The sequence below is a fragment of the Novosphingobium resinovorum genome, from assembly GCF_036352595.1.
In the GTDB taxonomy this organism is placed as follows: Bacteria; Pseudomonadota; Alphaproteobacteria; order Sphingomonadales; family Sphingomonadaceae; genus Novosphingobium; species Novosphingobium resinovorum_B.
In genome coordinates this window covers 1-18,064 of sequence record NZ_JAZFAX010000013.1, presented here as the reverse complement: position 1 = coordinate 18,064, position 18,064 = coordinate 1, and the positions used below count along the sequence as shown (strand labels likewise).

The 18,064-nt window shown below is 66.5% G+C and carries 16 protein-coding genes; 4 read left to right on the top strand and 12 right to left on the bottom strand.

The window, feature by feature from the left end:
* Position 1: 1 nt before the first annotated feature.
* Entirely contained in the window at positions 2–1,063 is a 1,062-nt protein-coding gene (locus tag V2S85_RS13775; protein WP_330703413.1) for an acyltransferase, read from the bottom strand.
* Positions 1,064–1,225: 162 nt separating this feature from the next.
* Complete coding sequence (locus V2S85_RS13770; protein ID WP_330703412.1) at positions 1,226–2,980, bottom strand: acyl-CoA dehydrogenase family protein; 1,755 nt, start codon at positions 2,978–2,980, stop codon at positions 1,226–1,228.
* A gap of 118 nt (positions 2,981–3,098) precedes the next feature.
* Here V2S85_RS13770 and V2S85_RS13765 point away from each other — a divergent pair, with 118 nt between their 5' ends.
* Positions 3,099–3,695, top strand: coding sequence for a TetR/AcrR family transcriptional regulator (locus tag V2S85_RS13765; RefSeq protein WP_330703411.1), 597 nt, complete (start codon positions 3,099–3,101; stop codon positions 3,693–3,695).
* Positions 3,696–3,702: 7 nt separating this feature from the next.
* Here the strand turns inward: V2S85_RS13765 and V2S85_RS13760 are convergent, their stop codons facing one another.
* The 5 genes from V2S85_RS13760 to V2S85_RS13740 are packed head-to-tail and all read right to left on the bottom strand — an operon-like array spanning position 3,703 to position 8,491.
* A complete protein-coding gene (locus V2S85_RS13760; protein WP_330703410.1) occupies positions 3,703–4,569 on the bottom strand; it encodes an acyl-CoA thioesterase in 867 nt (288 codons plus the stop codon).
* Complete coding sequence (locus tag V2S85_RS13755) at positions 4,562–4,981, bottom strand: MerR family DNA-binding transcriptional regulator (protein WP_330703409.1); 420 nt, start codon at positions 4,979–4,981, stop codon at positions 4,562–4,564. Before V2S85_RS13755 ends, V2S85_RS13760 begins: the two co-directional genes overlap by 8 nt.
* Positions 4,978–6,660 (bottom strand): long-chain fatty acid--CoA ligase, encoded by a 1,683-nt coding sequence (locus tag V2S85_RS13750; RefSeq protein WP_330703408.1) that lies wholly within the window; start codon positions 6,658–6,660, stop codon positions 4,978–4,980. Before V2S85_RS13750 ends, V2S85_RS13755 begins: the two co-directional genes overlap by 4 nt.
* 29 nt (positions 6,661–6,689) lie before the next feature.
* Complete coding sequence (locus V2S85_RS13745) at positions 6,690–7,988, bottom strand: OmpP1/FadL family transporter (RefSeq protein ID WP_330703407.1); 1,299 nt, start codon at positions 7,986–7,988, stop codon at positions 6,690–6,692.
* Positions 7,989–8,041: 53 nt separating this feature from the next.
* Positions 8,042–8,491, bottom strand: a complete 450-nt coding sequence (locus V2S85_RS13740) for a DUF2147 domain-containing protein (RefSeq protein WP_330703406.1) — start codon at positions 8,489–8,491, stop codon at positions 8,042–8,044.
* A 222-nt stretch (positions 8,492–8,713) separates the two neighbouring features.
* Between V2S85_RS13740 and V2S85_RS13735 the strand changes: the two genes are divergently transcribed.
* The 3 genes from V2S85_RS13735 (at position 8,714) to V2S85_RS13725 (ending at position 14,220) form a co-directional block, all read left to right on the top strand.
* The gene (locus V2S85_RS13735) at positions 8,714–9,850 is read left to right on the top strand and encodes a thiolase family protein (RefSeq protein ID WP_330703405.1); all 1,137 of its coding nucleotides are present in this window, start codon (positions 8,714–8,716) and stop codon (positions 9,848–9,850) included.
* Positions 9,847–12,171: a 3-hydroxyacyl-CoA dehydrogenase/enoyl-CoA hydratase family protein gene (locus V2S85_RS13730; RefSeq protein WP_330703404.1), complete on the top strand. Its 2,325-nt coding sequence runs from the start codon at positions 9,847–9,849 to the stop codon at positions 12,169–12,171. Before V2S85_RS13735 ends, V2S85_RS13730 begins: the two co-directional genes overlap by 4 nt.
* A gap of 258 nt (positions 12,172–12,429) precedes the next feature.
* Entirely contained in the window at positions 12,430–14,220 is a 1,791-nt protein-coding gene (locus tag V2S85_RS13725) for an acyl-CoA dehydrogenase C-terminal domain-containing protein (protein ID WP_330703403.1), read from the top strand.
* Between the two features lie 49 nt (positions 14,221–14,269).
* On the opposite strand, the gene V2S85_RS13720 is transcribed toward V2S85_RS13725, so the two are convergent.
* The 5 genes from V2S85_RS13720 to V2S85_RS13700 all read right to left on the bottom strand — a co-directional run.
* On the bottom strand, positions 14,270–15,253 hold the full coding sequence (locus V2S85_RS13720; protein WP_330703402.1) for a phosphotransferase family protein: 984 nt from the start codon (positions 15,251–15,253) through the stop codon (positions 14,270–14,272).
* A 6-nt stretch (positions 15,254–15,259) separates the two neighbouring features.
* Positions 15,260–16,468, bottom strand: coding sequence for a hypothetical protein (locus V2S85_RS13715; protein WP_330703401.1), 1,209 nt, complete (start codon positions 16,466–16,468; stop codon positions 15,260–15,262).
* Between the two features lies 1 nt (position 16,469).
* Positions 16,470–16,802 (bottom strand): EthD family reductase, encoded by a 333-nt coding sequence (locus V2S85_RS13710; RefSeq protein WP_330703400.1) that lies wholly within the window; start codon positions 16,800–16,802, stop codon positions 16,470–16,472.
* Positions 16,803–17,061: 259 nt separating this feature from the next.
* A complete protein-coding gene (locus tag V2S85_RS13705) occupies positions 17,062–17,787 on the bottom strand; it encodes a GntR family transcriptional regulator (protein WP_330703399.1) in 726 nt (241 codons plus the stop codon).
* Between the two features lie 184 nt (positions 17,788–17,971).
* The coding region (locus tag V2S85_RS13700) for an integrase catalytic subunit (RefSeq protein ID WP_330703511.1) at positions 17,972–18,064 on the bottom strand (93 nt) is incomplete at its 5' end.

Below are 18,064 nucleotides of genomic sequence, written 5' to 3'. Positions count from 1 at the left end.
TTCAGGCCCGTTTGAGCCGCCCGCCGCTGAGCACTCCGGCGGCACGGGGAGCGACCTTCAACAGCAACTGCGCGATGAGCACCACGGCGCCCAGTATCAGGAACGGCTGGACGATCAGGTAGACCGGATAGAGCGGCGATCCGAGCGGGCCGGTCACCTTGCCCAGAATCGGCCCGAACAGCCAGATCAGGATGAGGTGCGCGCAGAAGTAAAAGAACATGTACGGCTCTATCCGGCGCAGCACCGGCACGGCCCGGGTGGCGGCGAGCGTCCACGCCACCCACCATGCGGCCAGCGAGGCGGCCACCCGCGCCGTGAGGTCCATCGCGGCGGTCGAGGCCGCGTCGAACGGGCGGGCATCGCCGATCGAAACGTAAAGGTGCAGCGGCATCAGCACCCCGAATGGAAGCAGCGCGGCGAGCGCGGGCCAGTTGCCGATCCGCTCGGCAAGTCCGGCGCGGCGGGCGATGATGCCGATCGAGAAGAACATCGGAATGGAGGCGCGCAGGATCACCGGCGGGCCAAGGCCGAGCACATGACAGGTGGCGGCGGCGAGCGCGATCATCGCCAGCACCGGCGAGGGCAGGCGCACCAGCAGCGGCGCGGCGACCATGCACAGGAACAGGTCGCGCAGGAACGGCATCTGCACGTTGATGTCGGGCGGATGCGTGACGATGAACAGTTCCTCGACCAGCCAGTTCCACGATTGCGGCATCGGCGCGGCGAGCCCGAACTGCCAGGCGGCGCCACTGACGAGGACGATCGCCAGCGCGTTCCACAACACCATCGGCAAGAGGATCGTGCGGGCCTTGCGCGTGACGTGCGGGCCCCAGTGGCGCGTGCGTGAGGAGCCCGCGACCAGCCAGCCCGAAATCAGCCCGAGCAGCGGCACGGCGCTGCGCCCGAACACCTCCATGAGGATCCACCGCAAGGTTTCCTGCGGTGTCCCGCTCGCCAGTTGCAGGTCGTATCCCGAGAGCCCCGTCCATGCATGGACGTAGACGATCCCGCTGATGCACAGCACCCGCGCGATACGGATCGCGTCGGAACGCCGGCTTTCCATTTCCCCGCGCACTTCAGGCAAAAGGCACCCTGACCATTCTCATCGTCGCTCCCACTGTGCTTTTGTATGCATAAGTCGCATGAGGGTCAGTGGTTGCCCGGCGCGGGTGATGCCAAGACTATTCGCCGTGGCGCTCCATCCGCGCGGTAGAGTGACGCGCGGTCAGAACAGATCGTCCTCCAGCGCCATGATCGTGGCGGCGCCGGCCGCGATCCGTGTCGCGTGGAGGTTCGCGCGTGGCAGGACATGGCTGGCGTAGAAGGCGGCGAGCGCGTCGTAAGTCCGGCGCATGCGCTCGTCTTCGAGCGCGGGCGCGGCAGCGAGGATGCGGACCCACATCCAGCCCAGCGAGACCACGGCGAACAGCGAGAGATACTCTGTGGCGGCGGCCCCCAGCACGTCGCCGTCCCCGCTTGCGGCAGCGATAGCAGCGCTCGCTTCCTCGAGCAGCGCCAGCGCGGGACGCATCGCCGCGACGAGGGCCCCGGTTTCGCCTGCGGCGTCGAGATCGGCGGCGATGCCGGCGAGATAGGCCCGCAGCGGCGCACCGCCGTCCAGCGTGACCTTGCGTGCGACGAGGTCCGTCGCCTGCACGCCGTTGGTGCCCTCGTAGATCTGGGTGATGCGCGCGTCGCGCACGAATTGCTCCATCCCGGCCTCGTGGATGTAGCCGTGGCCGCCGAAGACCTGCTGCGCCAGCACGGTGGTCTCGAAGCCGAAGTCGGTGAAGGCCGCCTTGATGACCGGCGTGAGCAGGGCGACGTCGGCATGGGCGGCGGCGCGCGTGGGGGCGTCCGGGTGCCGGTCGGCCACGTCCATGCGGATCGCGGTCCAGGCGGCGAGGGCGCGCGCGGGTTCGACGAAGGCCCGGCACGACAGCAGCATCTTGCGCACGTCGGCATGGGCGATGATCGGCACCGGGCCGGGCCGGCCTTCGGTCCGCCCTTGCAGGCGTTCGCGGGCATAGGCGACGGCGTTCTGCGTCGCCGCATCGGCAAGGCCGAGGCCCTGGATGCCGACGAACAGGCGCTCGGCGTTCATCATCGTGAACATGGCGTTGAGGCCGCGCCCCGCCTCGCCGACCAGCCATCCGGTGGCGCCGTCATAGTTCATGACGCAGGTGGGTTGCGCATGGATGCCCATCTTGTGCTCGAGCGCGCCGACCGACATCGCATTGCGCTCGTCGAAAGTCCCGGTGGCGCCCGGCAGGAACTTGGGCACGAGGAACAGGCTGATGCCCTTCACGCCCGCAGGCGCATCGGGCAGGCGCGCGAGCACGAGATGGACGATGTTGTTGCCGAAGTCCTGGTCGCCCGAGGAGATGAAGATCTTGGTGCCGGTGATGCTATGGCTGCCATCCCCGCGCGGCTCGGCCCGGGTGCGCAGCAGGCCGAGGTCGGTTCCGGCCGAAGCTTCGGTCAGCGCCATGGCGCCGCACCATTCGCCGGTGACCAGCTTGCCGAGGTACGTGTCCTTGAGTTCCTCGGATCCATGTGCGGCGAGCGCTTCCGCCGCCCCGCGCGTGAGGCCTGGGAACAATCCGAACGAGAGGTTGGCGGCCGAAACCATCTCGTCGAGCATGATCTGCACAGTGCGCGGCAGGCCCTGTCCGCCGTATTGCGGGTCGCCCGCCAGACCGGGCCAGCCGGCCTCGACGAATTCGGCATAGGCCGCCGCGAAGCCCGGGGCGGTGACCACTTCGCCATCGACCAGCCGGGCACCCGCGGCGTCGCCGGGGAGGTTGAGCGGTGCCAGCCGTTCCGCGCACAGCCGCCCGGCCATCGCCAGCACTTCCGCCGCCACTTCGGCGTTGACCTCCTCAAGCCCCGGCAGCGCTGCCATCTGGACATCGAAATCGAGAACATGCTCGAGCAGGAAGCGCATGGTCGGAACCGGGGGCTGGTAAGTCGTGGGCATCATCGTCTCCGCATCTGTCATTACGCATTGTATCAAACGATCGTTACAATCAAGCGAAAGGCTGCGGAATGCATCGAAATGCCTTGCCGATCCAGGTACGAGCGGCCATCGCGAGTGCATGAACGAAGCTCATCCTCCCCCGGCGGACGCCCTGGCACCCTCTCGCGAGGAGGCGGTGCTGGCGGCAGCGGCGGGGCTGTTCGCCGAGCGTGGCTATGCGGCGACCAGTATCCGCGACATCGGCGAGCGGGTGGGCCTGCTGGGCGGCTCGCTCTACCATTACATCAGGAGCAAGGACGCTTTGTTCGTGCGGATCCACGACCGCGCCCTGCAGGCGGCCGAAGACCGCATCCGCGCGGCGGTGGCCCTGGTCGAGGATCCCATGGCGCGCCTTGCGACGGCATGCCGGGTGCTGCTGGCGATCCAGCTCGATCCCGCATCGCTGACGCTGCCGCTGATGAACGACCTGCGCGCGGTGCCCGACGCCGTACGGGTTCAACTCGTCGTCCGGCGCGATGCCTTCGAGGCGCTGTTCGTGGACCTGGTGGAAGCGGCGCCCCTGCCGGCGGGCGTGGACCGCGCCATCTACCGTATCGTCCTGCTCGCCTCGCTGAATGCGGCGGGGGACTGGTATCGCCCCGGGCGTCTCGGCATCGAGGAAGTGGCCACGCAGATACTCAGGATCCATGGGATAGAGGATCGACCGCGCGACTAGGCGGCGTTCAGCTTTTCCCGTTCTCGACCACGCGGCAGAGCCCTTCCTGGGCGGCGCTGGCGACCAGCCGGCCGTCCCGGTCGTAGATCGAACCGCGCGCGAAGCCGCGTGCGTGGCCGGCCCAGGGGCTGTCCATGGTGTAGAGCAGCCAGCTATCGACTGCCGGTGTCGCGTGGAACCAGACGGCGTGATCGAGGCTGGCGATCTGCAGTCCGGGCGTGAACACGCCTCTGGAATGGGGCAGCACCGCCGTCGATACCAGCGCGAAGTCGCTTGCATAGGCGAGCACGACCCGCCTTAGCGCATCGTCCCCGTCCATCGGAGCGGCAAGGCGGAACCACAAGGCCTGGCGGGGAATGTCCGAGGCCTCGGACGCAGGCGGAACCGGGCGAATGTCGAACGCGGCCAGCCGGTCGAGCATGGCCCGTGGGAAGCTCTGGCCGGCGGCCTTCAGTGCGGTGACCAGGTCGGGGCAATCCTCGGGCGCGGGGGCCGGGGCCATCGGCGCGGCATGGGCGAAGCCGTCCTCGCACCGGTGGAACGAGGCGGCGAGATTGAGGATCGGCTTTCCGCCCTGCATCGCCACGACGCGGCGATTGGCGAAGCTGCCGCCGTCGAAATCGCGCAGGACGCGGTAGATGATCGGCCGCGTGGTGTCGCCGGCGCGCAGGAAATAGGCATGGAGCGAATGGGCCTCCCGCCCGGTCCCGGCAAGATCGCGCGCGGCCGCCGCCAGCGCCTGCGCCACCACGAGGCCCCCGAATACCCGGCCGGGCCGCTCCTCCGAGGCGCCGCCGCGAAAGAGGTCGGTGTCGATCTCCTCGACTTCGAGCAGCGTACGCAGTTCTGCTACGGCCGTTGCAGGATCAGTCATCGACTGGCCTCAACGGAGAGCCTTCGAGCCAGGCCAGCGCCTGACGCTCGATCGACAGCAGTTCCTCCAGCGTCTGGTCGATGGCGCGCTTCTGCTTGCGCAAGTCGGCGATCCGCTCGCCGACCTTGGCCTTCAGCGCGCGGACCTGCTCCTGGTGCTCGGGATCGACGTCGTAGAGGTCGAGGAATTCCTTGATCTCGCGGATCGAGAAGCCGAGCCGCTTGCCGCGCAGGATCAGCTGCATCCGGCCGACCTCGCGCTTCGAGTAGATGCGCGTGGTGCCCGCGCGCTGCGGCGCGATCAGGCCCTTGTCCTCGTAGAAGCGCAAGGTCCGCATCGTCACGCCGAGCAGCGTCGCGGCCTCCTGAATGCCCAGGAGCTGGGGAAGGTCGGGGGCGGGAGCGGCGCTCAAGCGCCGGCACCGGCAGAGGCGCCGCCTTCACGCCTGGCGGTTTCCTCGGCGACGAGATCCTTCTTGGAAAGCTTGCCTACCATCGTCTTGGGCAGCGAGTCGCGGAACTCGATCGAGGCGGGAATCTCGATCTTGTTCAGCCGCTCGCGCAGGAAGGCCAGCAATGTATCCTGATCCAAGATATCCCCCGCATGCAGCACCACGAACGCCTTGGGCGCCTGTCCGCGATAGGCGTCCGGAACGCCGATCACGACCGCTTCGGCGACCATCGGATGCTCGTAGAGAGCCTCTTCGATCACGCGCGGATAGACGTTGTAACCCCCGCACAGGATCACGTCCTTGATCCTGTCCACCAGGAACAGATAGCCGTCCTCGTCGAGATAGCCAATATCCCCGGTCCGCAGCGCGCCGTAGATGAAGGTCTTCTCGGTATCCTCGGGGCGGTTCCAGTATCCCTTCATGATCTGGGGGCCGCGCGCGCAGACCTCGCCTTTCTCGCCGGGGGCGCAGATGCGGTAGGGGTCTGCCGGGTCGCGGATCTCCAGCGCGGTGCCGGGGAAGGCGGGGCCGCAGGAGTTGTCCTTGACCAGGCCTTCCAGCGGATTGCAGGCGATGATCGGGCTGGCCTCGGACAGGCCGTAGCCCTCGACGACGTTGACGCCGGTGCGCTGCTCGAACTCGCGGCGGATTTCCAGCGGTAGCGGAGCGCCGCCCGATATGCAGACGCGGGTCTGGTCGAACTCGCCGTGGAGTTGCTGGTGGTTGAGCGCGGTGTAGAGCGTGGGCACCCCGAAGAACTGCGTCGGCTTCGTCCGCTTCGCGGTGGCGAGGAACGACTTCATCTCGAAGCGCGGCAACAGGATCATCTCGGCGGCGGTATCGACCGAGTAGTTCAGCACCGTGGTCAGCGCGAAGACGTGGAACAGCGGCAGCACGCCGAGGGTGCGTTCCTGCTGCTCGGGCATGTGGCCGACATGCGCGATCATCTGCGCCGAGTTGGCGGCGAGGTTCGCATGGCTGAGCATCGCCCCCTTGGGGGTGCCGGTGGTGCCCCCGGTGTACTGCAGCACCGCCAGGTCGTTCGGCGAGCGCTCGACCGGATCCGGTTCGGCGTCGCGCGCGATCAGGTTGGCCCAGCGCGCATAGCGCAGGTCATGCGGTTCGTGCGCGATGTCGCCGCGCTTGAACAGCAGGAAGGCGCGCCGCTTGATCGCGGGCAAGGCGTCGGCGAACGGGCAGACGACGACGCGCTTGAGGCAGCTCTTGCCGACCAGCGGCTCCAGCTTGGGCAGGCACAGCGCGAGATCGGTGGCGATCATCACCTCGCACCCCGAATCGGTGACCTGGTGCGCCATCTCGCGCTCGGTGTAGAGCGGGTTGAAGTTCACCACCACGCCGCCGATGCTCAGCACCGCGAAATAGGCGATGACGTAATAAGGCGTGTTGGGCAGGCACAGGCCTACGCGCGTACCCTTGGTCACGCCCAGATCCTGCAGGCCGCGGGCGGCGCGCCTCGAAAGCGCGCCGACCTCGGCATATGTCCATTTGCGACCCATGAAGTCGATCGCCGGCCAGCCGCCATGGGCGGCCACCGCATGATCGAGCAGGTCGGTCAGCAACCGCGGCGCGATCGGCGGCATCTCTTCCGCCACCGGCTGAGAAGAAGTTTCGGGAGACATCGTTCCTCCGATCTGCGCCGCGGCCCCCATCAGAAGCCTACCCGGGCGCCGAGGGAGAAGACCAGGGCGGAAGCGTCCTGCAGCGAACCGTCCACCAGGATCGGCGTCTGCACGGCGGTGCCGGCGTAAGCGGCAGTGGTCCGGTCGATGGTGGCATCCTTGAAGGTGATGTACGACGCCGCCGCGTCGATGGTGAAGTTCGAGCCCAGCGCATAGCTGGTGCCGGTCGAGAAGTTCCAGCGGTTGCTGTCCGGCACGCGCGCGTCACGCTGGCCGTTGCGCGTGGGGGTCATGCCGCGCTGCACGCCCGCACGCCAGGTCCACTGCGGGTTGATGTCGTAATCCACGCCCATCGCCCAGGTCCAGCTGTTGCGATAGTTCTCGGGGATCGAGGTGTTGAGCGGCGCGCCGAGGTCGATCGAATCGAACTCGCTCCAGCCCATGCGCACGACCTGGGCGTTGAGTGTCAGGCTCTTGCTCACCTTGGCGCGGGCGCTGCCGATGATCTGCCACGGCGTGCTGAACTTGGCCGTCGCGTCGATCGAGCCGTTCTGTACCGCGAGCGGACCCTGCAGCCCCTCGAACGTCACCGAGCCGTCGAGCTTGTGCTTGATCGCCGACTTGTAGGCGAGGCCGAGCGAGACCGGTCCGTCATGGAACTGCATGCCGGCCGACCAGCCCACGTCCCAGCCGTTGCCCTTGAGCGTCTGGTGCCCGTCCGCCAGCAGCGGCGAAAGGTTGGGCAGGTAGTTGCCCAGCGTCGCATCGACGTACTCGATGTTCGCCGCGCCGCCGATGTAGAGGCCCTTGGCCACTTCGACCGCGATCGAGGGCTGGATATCATACGTACGCAGCTTGGTCTTGTCGGCGCTGTAACGGGCCCAGCTGTTCTCGTCGTAGTCGGTCGTGAACGAGTACGGAGCCGTCAGCGACAGGCCGACCGCGACGCGCCCGAAGCCATAGGCGATGGCGCCCGAAGGCAGATAGCCGTTGTCGATCGGGTTCTTCGCGACCGCTTCGCCGCCGACCGAGGCTGCGGGCTGTCCGGGGCGTACGATCAGCGTGTTGTTGTCGACGACTTTGCCGCGCGGCAGGATCGCGCTGGCACGCACGGATGCCTCGCCGCCCTGCATTCCCGCGATAGAGGCCGGGTTCCACCACAGCGAATCGACACCGGTGTCGGCCGCTTCACCGGAGAACGCGCGGCCCTGGCCGCGTACGGATTGTTCCTGAAGGTAGAAAGCCTGGGCGCTGGCCGATCCCGCCCAGAACAGGGCGGCGGCGCTGGTCGCACCGGCAAGAACGATGCGGCTGGTCTTGGTATGCATTGGGTACTCTCCCTAAACGTTTGCTTTTGGCGCGAATATAACCGTCGAGCGGCTTACTTGATCCGCGTCCACGTCTGCGTCTTGCACAAGGGCCAGACGATGCAGCCCTTCAGCTTGAGGCTGTCGGCACCGGTGGGGGTGATGGTGGCCTTGTAGGTGCCACCGTCCTCCGGGTTGTAGATGGTCCCGCCGGACCAGGTGCTGCTGTCCTGCTTGAACCCGCCCAGCATTTGCACGCCCTTGAGCCTGCGATCGCGCTTGGACGTGTCCTTGTTGTTGACGTCCTTCAGGTCCGGATTCTTCTGGATGTTGTCGGAGGACGTCAGTTTTCCGCAGATCGAGCCGCCGCAGCGCTCGATCTCGACGACACCGTGCTTCGAAGGTGTGCGCCAGGTGCCGATCACCGAATTGGCGTCGGCGGCCCAGGCCGGTCCCACTGCAATGGGACTGGCAATGCCGGCGGCGGAAACCAAAGCCAGCATGGCGTGTTTTACGAAGTGCATCTGCGACCTCTCCATCTCTCACCCGCGTTCTCTTTTGTCCCGGAACCGAGTCACCCTTCGCAAGCGACCGTCGATCCCGAACCGGAACGAGACTCGGCATATCCCAAAATTTACTTGACGTATAGGGAAAGATTCGCACCTTAAGGGAAGACGTTCGGGAGAACGAGGATCGATAGGGATTCGGCACTCAAGCCGGCCGGGTCCGCCCATGGAGAGGAATGCATGCAAAGCGTCGTGATCGCGGGCTACGCCCGTTCGCCGTTTCACCTGGCCAACAAGGGCGCGCTCGCCCACGTCCGTCCCGACGACCTTGCCGCGCAGGTCATCCGCGGGCTGATTTCCAAGACCGGCGTGGAGCCGGCCGACATCGAGGACGTGGTGATCGGCTGCTCGTTTCCCGAGGGAGAACAAGGCTTTAACGTCGCGCGCCTGATCGCGTTGCTGGCGGACCTGCCGATCTCGGTCGCGGGGATGACGGTGAACCGGTTCTGCGGTTCCTCGATGAGCGCGATCCACTATGCGATGGGCCAGATCGCCATCGGCGCGGGCGAAGTGTTCGTCTGCGGCGGCGTCGAATCGATGAGCCGCATTCCGATGGGCGGCTACAATCCGCTCCCCAACCCGGCGCTGATGAAGAAGGGCAATGCCTACGTCAGCATGGGCGAGACCGCCGAGAACGTCGCCACCAAGTACCAGATCGGCCGCGCCGAGCAGGAAGCGATGGCGGTCGAAAGCCAGCACAAGGCCGCCGCCGCGCGCGATGCGGGCAAGCTGGCAGACGAGATCGTGACGATCGAGACCAAGGCCGGTCCGGTCAGCGAGGACGGCACCATTCGCCCCGAAACCACGGCCGAGGCTCTTGCCGGTCTCAAGCCCGCGTTCGATGCGGCCGGTTCGGTGACGGCGGGCACGTCCTCGCCGCTGACCGACGGCGCCAGCGCGGTTCTGGTCACCACCGAGGAATACGCGCGCGCTCACGGCTTGCCGATCCTCGCCCGCATCAAGTCGGTCGCGATCTCCGGCTGCGCGCCCGAGACGATGGGCCTCGGCCCGATCCTGTCGAGCCAGAAGGCGCTGGAGCGCGCCGGGATTTCCGCCGGTGACCTCGACGTCGTGGAACTCAACGAAGCCTTTGCATCCCAGGCACTTGCCTGCATCAAGGACCTCGGCCTCGACGCCGCCAAGGTGAACATCGACGGCGGCGCGATCGCCATCGGCCACCCGCTCGGCGCGACCGGAGCGCGCATCGTCGGCAAGGCGGCTTCGCTGCTCAAGCGCGAGGGCGGCAAGTATGCGCTCGCCAGCCAGTGCATCGGCGGCGGTCAGGGCATCGCCACCGTTCTGGAGGCGGTGGAATGAGCCAGTCCATCACGAAAGTCTGCGTCATCGGTGCCGGCACCATGGGTGCCGGGATCGCCGCGCAGGTCGCGAATGCGGGCGTGCCGGTGCTGCTGCTCGACATCGTGCCCAAGGAAGGCGGCAACCGCAATGCCGTGGCCGAAGGCGCGGTGGCGAAGATGCTCAAGACCGAGCCTGCGCCCTTCATGAGCAAGAGTGCAGCCAAGCTGGTCGAGACCGGCAACATCGAGGATCACCTTGAAAAGGTTGCCGAATGCGACTGGGTGATCGAGGCGGTTATCGAGCGTCTCGACATCAAGCAGGGCCTTTATGCGAGGCTTGAGGCCGTGAAGCGCGAGGGCACGGCGGTGTCGTCCAACACCTCGACGATCCCGCTGGCGCAGCTGGTCGATGGCCGGTCTGACGCATTCAAGCGCGACTTCCTCATCACCCACTTCTTCAACCCGCCGCGCTACATGCGGCTGCTGGAGATCGTGACCGGGCCGGATACCGACGCCGGTGTCGCCGCCAAGGTCGAGCAGTTCGCCGACGTGGCGATGGGCAAGACGGTGGTGAAGGCCAAGGACACGCCGGGATTTATTGCCAATCGCATAGGCACTTACTGGATTCAGCTGGGCCTCAACGCGGCCTTCGACCAAGGTTTGAGCGTCGAACTGGCCGATGCCGTCGCGGGTAAGCCCATGGGCGTGCCGAAGACCGGGATCTTCGGCCTCGTCGATCTCGTCGGCATCGATCTGATGCCGCATCTGCAGGCCAGCCTGACCTCGACGCTGCCCAAGGACGACCCCTACCACGCCATCGCGCGCAGCCATCCGCTGATCGAAAAGATGATCGCCGACGGCTATACCGGCCGCAAGGGCAAGGGCGGATTCTACCGCCTTAACAAGGAGATGGGCCGCCGTAAGGAGACCATCGACCTTGCGACCGGCGAATACCGCGAGACCATCCGCGCCGCCGGTCCCTCGGGCAAGGCATCGCGCGGCGACCTGCGCGCGCTCGTCGAGATCAAGGGGCCGATCGGCGAGTACGCCTGGGCGGTTCTGGGCGGGACGCTGGCTTATGCGGCTTCGCTGATTCCGTCGGCGGCGGACGATGTGGTGGCGATCGACGATGCGATGAAGCTCGGCTACAACTGGAAGGCCGGGCCGTTCGAGATGATCGACAAGCTGGGCGCCGCCTGGCTGGCGCAGCGCCTTGAATCCGAAGGAAAACCCGTCCCGGAAATCCTGAAGGTCGCGGGCGACAGGCCGTTCTATCGCATCGAAAACGGGGTGCGACAGGCACTGGCACTCAACGGCACCTACGGGGACATTAAGCGCCCCCAAGGCGTCCTCAGCCTCGCCGACGTGAAGCTGGCAGGCAAACCGCTGCTGAAGAATGCCTCCGCCGCGCTGTGGGATATCGGCGACGGTGTCACCGCGCTCGAATTCACCGGCAAGATGAACGCGCTCGACGGCGAGGTCATGAAGTTGATCGTCGAGGCGATCCCGCTGGTGGCATCGAAGTACAAGGCTCTGGTCGTCTACACCGACGCCGACAACTTCTCGGCGGGGGCCAACCTCGGCCTCGCGATCTTCGCGGTGAACATCGCCGCGTGGAGCGAGATCGAGAAGCTCGTCGCCGGTGGGCAGATGGCGTACAAGGGCCTCAAGTACGCGCCGTTCCCGGTGGTCGGCGCGCCGGCGGGCATGGCGCTGGGCGGTGGGTGCGAAATCCTGCTCCACTGCGACGCGATCCAGGCCCATGCCGAGCTGTACATGGGCCTCGTCGAATGCGGTGTCGGCCTTGTCCCGGGCTGGGGCGGCAATGGCGAACTGCTCGACCGCTGGCAGAGCAATCCGATGATGCCCAAGGGGCCGATGCCTGCGGTGGCCAAGGTGTTCGAGACGGTGTCCACCGCCTCGGTATCGAAGTCGGCCGCGCAGGCGAAGGAGATGCTGTTCCTGCGCGCGGACGATGCGATCACCATGAACCGCGATCGCCTGCTCTACGATGCCAAGCAGAAGGCACTGTCGCTGGTCGATGGCTACAAGCCGCGCGAGGCCCCGCACTTTCGCCTGCCCGGCGAGAGTGGCCGCACCGCGTTGTCGATGGCGGCCGAGGGCTTCCGCAAGCAGGGCAAGGCGACCGACTACGACATGGTGGTGTCCGACGCGCTGGCGACGGTGCTGACCGGCGGCGAGGCCGATCTGGTCGATGTGGTCAGCGAACAGGAACTGCTCAAGCTGGAGCGCGAGGCGTTCATGCGGCTGGTGCGCAGCCCGCGTTCGATCGCCCGGGTGGAGCACATGCTCGAAACCGGCAAGCCGCTGCGCAATTGACGGCAAGGGGAATGAGCGAGCCACCCAACATCGCCCATTCCCCCACCGTCACCCTGAACTTGTTTCAGGGTCCATCGGGCCGCTTGACCTGCGGCGTGAGATCGCAAACCGCGCCGCTCGGTTGGTGAAGCGACCTTCGGGGCAGGCGGCGAAATGGACCCTGAAACAAGTTCAGGGTGACGGTGAATTGAACGACGGATTTAAACGCAAGGTCGGAAAAGGTGGCAGACCACCCCGACCCCGCGAGGAGAGTGACACATGCAAGTCTATGAGGCGCCCCTGCGCGACATGCGGTTCGTGATCCACGAACTCCATCAGGACGACGGCTTCGGCAATCTGGAGGCGCTGGAGGAATTCAGCCCCGACCTCGTCGACGCCGTGCTCGAAGAGGCGGCCAAGGTGGCGCAGGAAGTCCTGCTGCCGCTCAACCGCTCCGGCGACATCGAGGGCTGCGTGCTGGAAAACGGCGTCGTGCGCACTCCCAAGGGTTTCAAGGAAGCCTACGAGATGTTCCGCGACGGCGGCTGGTGCGCGCTCGCGTCCGACCCCGAGTGGGGCGGGCAGGGCCTTCCCGAAGCGGTGAACAAGATGACCGAGGAGATGATCTGCTCGGCCAACCTCTCGTTCAGTCTCTACCCGGGCCTGACTCACGGCGGCACCACCGCGATCGAGGCTTATGCGAGCGACGATCTGAAGCAGTTCTATCTGCCCAGGATGGTCTCGGGCGAGTGGTCGGGCACGATGTGCCTGACCGAGCCCCACTGCGGCACCGATCTGGGCATGCTGCGCACGAAAGCCGTGCCGCAGGAGGATGGCTCCTACAAGCTGACCGGCGCCAAGATCTTCATCTCGGCGGGCGAGCATGACCTGACGCCCAACATCATCCATCTGGTGCTGGCGCGCCTGCCGGATGCGCCTGAGGGTGTGAAGGGGATCAGCCTGTTCCTGGTGCCGAAGTATCTGCCCAAGGACGACGGCACCCCCGGTCCGTCGAACGGCGTTTCGGTCGCGGCGATCGAGCACAAGATGGGGCTCAAGGCCTCGGCCACCTGCCAGCTCAACTTCGACGATTCCACCGGCTGGATCGTCGGCAAGCCGGGCAAGGGCATGGAGGCCATGTTCAAGATGATGAACACCGAGCGTGTCTCGGTGGGCGTGCAGGGGCTCGGCGTGGGCGAGGCGGCCTACCAGTCGGCGGTCTACTACGCGAAGGACCGCTTGCAGGGCCGCTCGCTGTCGGGCGTCAAGAACCCGAACGGCCCGGCCGACCCGATCATCGTCCACCCCGACGTGCGCCGCATGCTGATGACGATGCGCGCCTACAACGAAGGCTGCCGCGCGCTGGGCGGCTGGGTCAGCCGCGCGCTCGATGCCGAGAAGCACGCCACCGACCCCGCCGTGAAGCAGAACGCCGAGGACTTCATCGCGCTGATGACCCCGGTGGTGAAGGCGCTGTTCACCGACCTCGGCCACGAAAGCGCCAATTTGGCGGTGCAGGTCTATGGCGGCCACGGCTACATCGCCGAGAGCGGCGTGGAGCAGTACGCCCGCGATGCGCGCATCGCGATGATCTACGAGGGCACCAACGGCATCCAGGCGCTCGATCTGGTCGGGCGCAAGATGCCCGCGCACATGGGCCGCTATCTGCGCAGCTTCTTCCATCCGGTGTCGGCCTTCGTCGAGGCCAACAAGGCGGATGCGCAGTTCGCACCGATGATCGCCGCGCTGGAGAAGGCGTTCGGCGCGCTGCAGCTTTCGACCGGGACCATCGCCCAGAAGGGCATGAAGGATCCCGAGGAAGCGGGCGCTGCGGCGACCGACTACCTGCGGCTGATGGGGCTGGTGGCGATGGCCTACTGCTTCGCCAAGTCGGCACTGATCGCGCGGGACAGGCTGGGCGAAGGTGCGGAGGACGCGGGTTTCTACAAGGCCAAGCTGGCGACCGCGCAGTTCTACTTCGACCGCATCCTGCCGCAGGCGACGGCGGCGTTCCTTGCGATCAAGGCGGGCAAGGCGTCGATGATGGCGCTGGAAGACGCGGCGTTCTGATCGGTGACAGGAGCGAGGCGGTCCATGCCGTCTCGCTCCTGCCGCAAGGTCACCCCGCGACCATCGCCCGTTTCTCCAGCAGCGCCACGTACGAGGGGATCAGCGCCGCGAAGGCCTTGAAGCGCGGGTCGGCGATGCGGCCCGTCTCGAACAGGAATGCGCCGACCGAGATGATCGCTGCCACTTTCGCCTGACCCAGCACCGCATAGCGATCGACATCGACGGCGGTGCGGCCGGTGCCTTTCTCCCATTCCTCGACCATGCGTCCGGCGGACCACCAGCCGGGCAGTTCGAACCCGGCATTCGCCAGCGAAGCCTCGCCCTGATCGTGGAACATCAGCACGTAGCCAAGGTCCACCAGCGGTTCTGAGACTTGCGCCATCTCCCAGTCGAGCAGGCCGGTGATGCGCCCCCGGTGCCACATGCAGTTGCCGTGCTTGGGGTCGCCGTGGACCGGCGTGGGCGGGCCGGAGGTGCGCGGCGGGCGGGCCACCAGATCCTCCAGCACCGCGACCAGACCGGGCGTCGAGTCGGCGCCGCGCGCCACGTCCAGCCAGTGCTGCGCTTCCTCCAGCACGGTGCGGCCACCCGGCGGCATCGCCGATACCGGCATCCGGTGCAGCGCCAGGATCGCGTCGAACCACTGGCGGCAGACGCTTTCGGCGCCGTCCGCCGGATCGGCGGTGAGCCAGTCGGGCACGGCATATTCGAACGCCTCGCCCTCGATGCGGCCCATCAGGAAGAACGGGTCGCCCAGCACTTGCGGATCGTCGCATAGCTCCAGCACCGGGGGTAGGGGCACCCCCGGTGCAGCCTTGGACACGGCGCTCAGCACCGCGTGCTGGCGCACCATGTCGTAAGGCGGCAGCAGGCCCTCCTCGGACGGGGGCATGCGCAGGATCTCGTCGATCCCCTCGACCAGATAAGTCTCGTTGGAGTGGCCGGCGGAGAGGGTCTTCACGCCCGTCACCCGGTTTCCGCGCGGCAGCCAGGCGCGAAGCCCGGCTGCCAGCTTGTCGGTATCGCGCGCCATGGCGGCTCAGACCAGCGAGTTTTCGGCGGTCAGCCCGAGTTCGGGATGCGCGCCGTGGATGATGGTTTCCATGATGCCGTAGCCGGTCCAGTCGCCCTCGGTCACCTTGATCGGGCAGTCGCGCAGCTGGCGGATGCGCTCCAGCGTCTTGCGATCCAGCGTGTCGTCGAACTTCTCGCCCTCGACCGTCAGCGGGCCATGCCACGAACCGTGCTTGCGCCCGTCGAAGCCGAGGTAGAGGCCCGGGCCGAGGTGGACGCCCGAAGTGCCCACCACGTCCACCTCGATGGTGTGCGATCCGCCCTGCAGCATGTCGAAGTGAAGGCGACCGCCGAGCAGGCGCCGGGTGCGGTCGTCGAAGCGCAGTTCGGGGCGCACGCGGGCGATCTTCTCCTGCGTGCCGTCCGGGTTGTTGCGGTAGCCCGAGGAGTAGAAGATCCGCCCCTGCTTCGACTGGAAGTACATGTGATAGGCGACTTTCTCGCCGCTGGGCGAGACGAGCATGAACGGGCTCCAGATCAGCACGAACTCGCCCTGGCCGAACTTGACGTCGCCGAAGTCGGAAGTGGGGCGCACGTCGGCATTGTGCGCGCCGACGTCGAGGCGGGTGCCCCAGGAGTGATCGCGGTACTGGGTCCATTCCTCGGGGTTGATCTCGATGCGCTCGCCCTCGACCTCGATCCAGCCCGAGGGGGTGCCGATCTGGTGATAGCGGATCACGTCGGAGCCGATGCGGAAACCGTCCTTCTCGCGCTGCTTGTGGCGGTCCTCGAAGAACGGCGGCATTTCCGAGGTGAAGGTGATGTCGTAGGCGATCGGCTGCTGGTCGTTGGCGGCGCAGGCGAAGCGGACCTGGCGCAGCGGTTCGATGACCTCGTAGCTCAGCGGCCCGGCCTCGGTGACGAGCGGGTCATCGCGCAGTTCGCGGTTGGCGCGCACGGTCCACTGCTCGCTCCCGCGCGAGATCGCGGCCCAGCCGTCGAGAACGCCGCGGTTATGGTAGCGGCCGAGCCCGAAATCGACCCCCATGGTGCCGTCCTTGCGCACGATCGCGGTCCAGATCTTCTCGGTCCAGCTCAGTTCGGAGGTGCTGACGGAGGCGAACGTATCGACGATCTGGTGGTTGAGATGCTCGTCGAGCGCCGTGATCATGCCGATGTCTTCCATCGCATTGCGCACGTAGCGCACCGGCGTGTTCAGCAGTGTCGAATTCATTTCAGGCTCCCTCTTTGATGTCTTCTTCCGCCAGCGTGCCGACCTGCAGGACGGGGGTGACGGTGGTGTAGTTGGGAAGGTCGGCGAACAGCGCCGCGCCGCATTGCGCCATGGCCTCGTCGAAGGCGGCGCGCGTGGCGAACAGCATTTCCGAGACGGCCCAGTAAGCCGGAGACGTGCCGTCGAGCGCGGCTTCGCCCAGCACCGTGCGCACGCTGTCCATCCCGAACGGCACCAGCAGACGGTGCGCGAAAGGCGCGTGGCGGTGCCGGTAATAGTCGCCGTCGAAACGGCTGCCAGCGTCGTTCGGATAGACCGCGAGAATGCGAATCATCGCGCTTCGCCTTTTTGTTCCTGTCCCGCTGATCTGTTTAAATCGTCCGACGATTTAGTCTATAGAAAATCGTGTTGTGCTTGGACCCTTCGACAAGCTCAGGGTGAGCGGCGGCAGCGCAGATGTTCCGACGCTGCTCAGGTTGCGCCAGTTGAAGGCATCACCCTACTTCGTCACCCGCGAGCGCAGCGAAGCAACCCAGGGCGGTTTATGCCGCCCTGGGTTGCTTCGCTGCGCTCGCGGGTGACGAGATCTAAGATTAAGACGCGAAGCTGGCGAAGGCCGCTGCGGGCAGTTCCTCGATCGTGCTGCGCGTGCCGGCGAAGTGGCGCTGGACGGCGCGGTCGGCGGCGCCGACGTTGTTCTCCGCGACGGCCTTGGCGATCTTGCTGTAGCCCGAGGCATGGCGCACGCGCTGTTTTTCCGACTGGATCGATTCGATCTGCGCGCGGAACAGGTCGGTGCGGGTGAGCGGCATCGCACGCTCAAGCTCTCCGTTGCCGCCGATCGCGACGAGCACCGAATAGAACTGGCGCCGCTGCTCCAGATAGAGCGCGCGGTTGTGGTTGCGGTTGGCCTCGTCGATGGCGTTGGCGGCCTCGACGATCTGGCGGCGCTTCTCGTCGGTGTCGCAATGCTCGGCCGCGAGTCGCGCGGCGAGGCAGGCGAGGGGCTCCAGCGTCTGCAGCAGATCGAGCACCGCCTTGCGGTCCAGCGTGGCGATATAGGCGCCGCGATAGCGGTTGAGCGTGACGATTCCGTCCGCCGCAAGGTGCTTGAGCGCTTCGCGCAGCGAGCCCCGGCTGATCCCCAGCCGCTGCGTCAGATCCGGTTCGACGAGATGCTGGCCGGGCACGAACACGCCCGCGCGGATGCCCCGGATGATGGCTTCGGAGACTTTGTCGGCCGCGCTTCCGGCATCGGTCCTGAGAACGTCCGCTTCAGGGTTCCGTTCGTCTGCCATGTCCTTCAACCGCGTCGCCATTGCCCAATCTCTTTCTGCCCGGTCTCATTTCCGGGTCTTTCCCGAACATCCGTTCAGTACCGCTCTACAAGCGTTTCGTCCATCATCAATACAAAATGATCGATCGGTCTCATATCACGAAATCGTAGAACGATATTGAAAGATGTTTATTGACCGGCCCCCACTGAGTGGTCCGTGTTGATTGTTAGTGCAGAACCGTCTCCGGTGCCATGGTTGTCCGTAGGTGGAGCGAAGCGGAACCGGAGGGCAGCCATGGCGGCATTGCTGCTTCGGGAGC

Excerpts from the sequence above, each read along its gene's own strand:
- V2S85_RS13775 (WP_330703413.1), bottom strand. The coding sequence starts at position 1,063 with ATGGAAAGCCGGCGTTCCGACGCGATCCGTATCGCGCGGGTGCTGTGC.
- V2S85_RS13770 (WP_330703412.1), bottom strand. The coding sequence starts at position 2,980 with ATGCCCACGACTTACCAGCCCCCGGTTCCGACCATGCGCTTCCTGCTC.
- V2S85_RS13765 (WP_330703411.1), top strand. The coding sequence starts at position 3,099 with ATGAACGAAGCTCATCCTCCCCCGGCGGACGCCCTGGCACCCTCTCGC.
- V2S85_RS13760 (WP_330703410.1), bottom strand. The coding sequence starts at position 4,569 with ATGACTGATCCTGCAACGGCCGTAGCAGAACTGCGTACGCTGCTCGAA.
- V2S85_RS13750 (WP_330703408.1), bottom strand. The coding sequence starts at position 6,660 with ATGTCTCCCGAAACTTCTTCTCAGCCGGTGGCGGAAGAGATGCCGCCG.
- V2S85_RS13745 (WP_330703407.1), bottom strand. The coding sequence starts at position 7,988 with ATGCATACCAAGACCAGCCGCATCGTTCTTGCCGGTGCGACCAGCGCC.
- V2S85_RS13740 (WP_330703406.1), bottom strand. The coding sequence starts at position 8,491 with ATGCACTTCGTAAAACACGCCATGCTGGCTTTGGTTTCCGCCGCCGGC.
- V2S85_RS13735 (WP_330703405.1), top strand. The coding sequence starts at position 8,714 with ATGCAAAGCGTCGTGATCGCGGGCTACGCCCGTTCGCCGTTTCACCTG.
- V2S85_RS13730 (WP_330703404.1), top strand. The coding sequence starts at position 9,847 with ATGAGCCAGTCCATCACGAAAGTCTGCGTCATCGGTGCCGGCACCATG.
- V2S85_RS13725 (WP_330703403.1), top strand. The coding sequence starts at position 12,430 with ATGCAAGTCTATGAGGCGCCCCTGCGCGACATGCGGTTCGTGATCCAC.
- V2S85_RS13720 (WP_330703402.1), bottom strand. The coding sequence starts at position 15,253 with ATGGCGCGCGATACCGACAAGCTGGCAGCCGGGCTTCGCGCCTGGCTG.
- V2S85_RS13715 (WP_330703401.1), bottom strand. The coding sequence starts at position 16,468 with ATGAATTCGACACTGCTGAACACGCCGGTGCGCTACGTGCGCAATGCG.
- V2S85_RS13710 (WP_330703400.1), bottom strand. The coding sequence starts at position 16,802 with ATGATTCGCATTCTCGCGGTCTATCCGAACGACGCTGGCAGCCGTTTC.
- V2S85_RS13705 (WP_330703399.1), bottom strand. The coding sequence starts at position 17,787 with ATGGCGACGCGGTTGAAGGACATGGCAGACGAACGGAACCCTGAAGCG.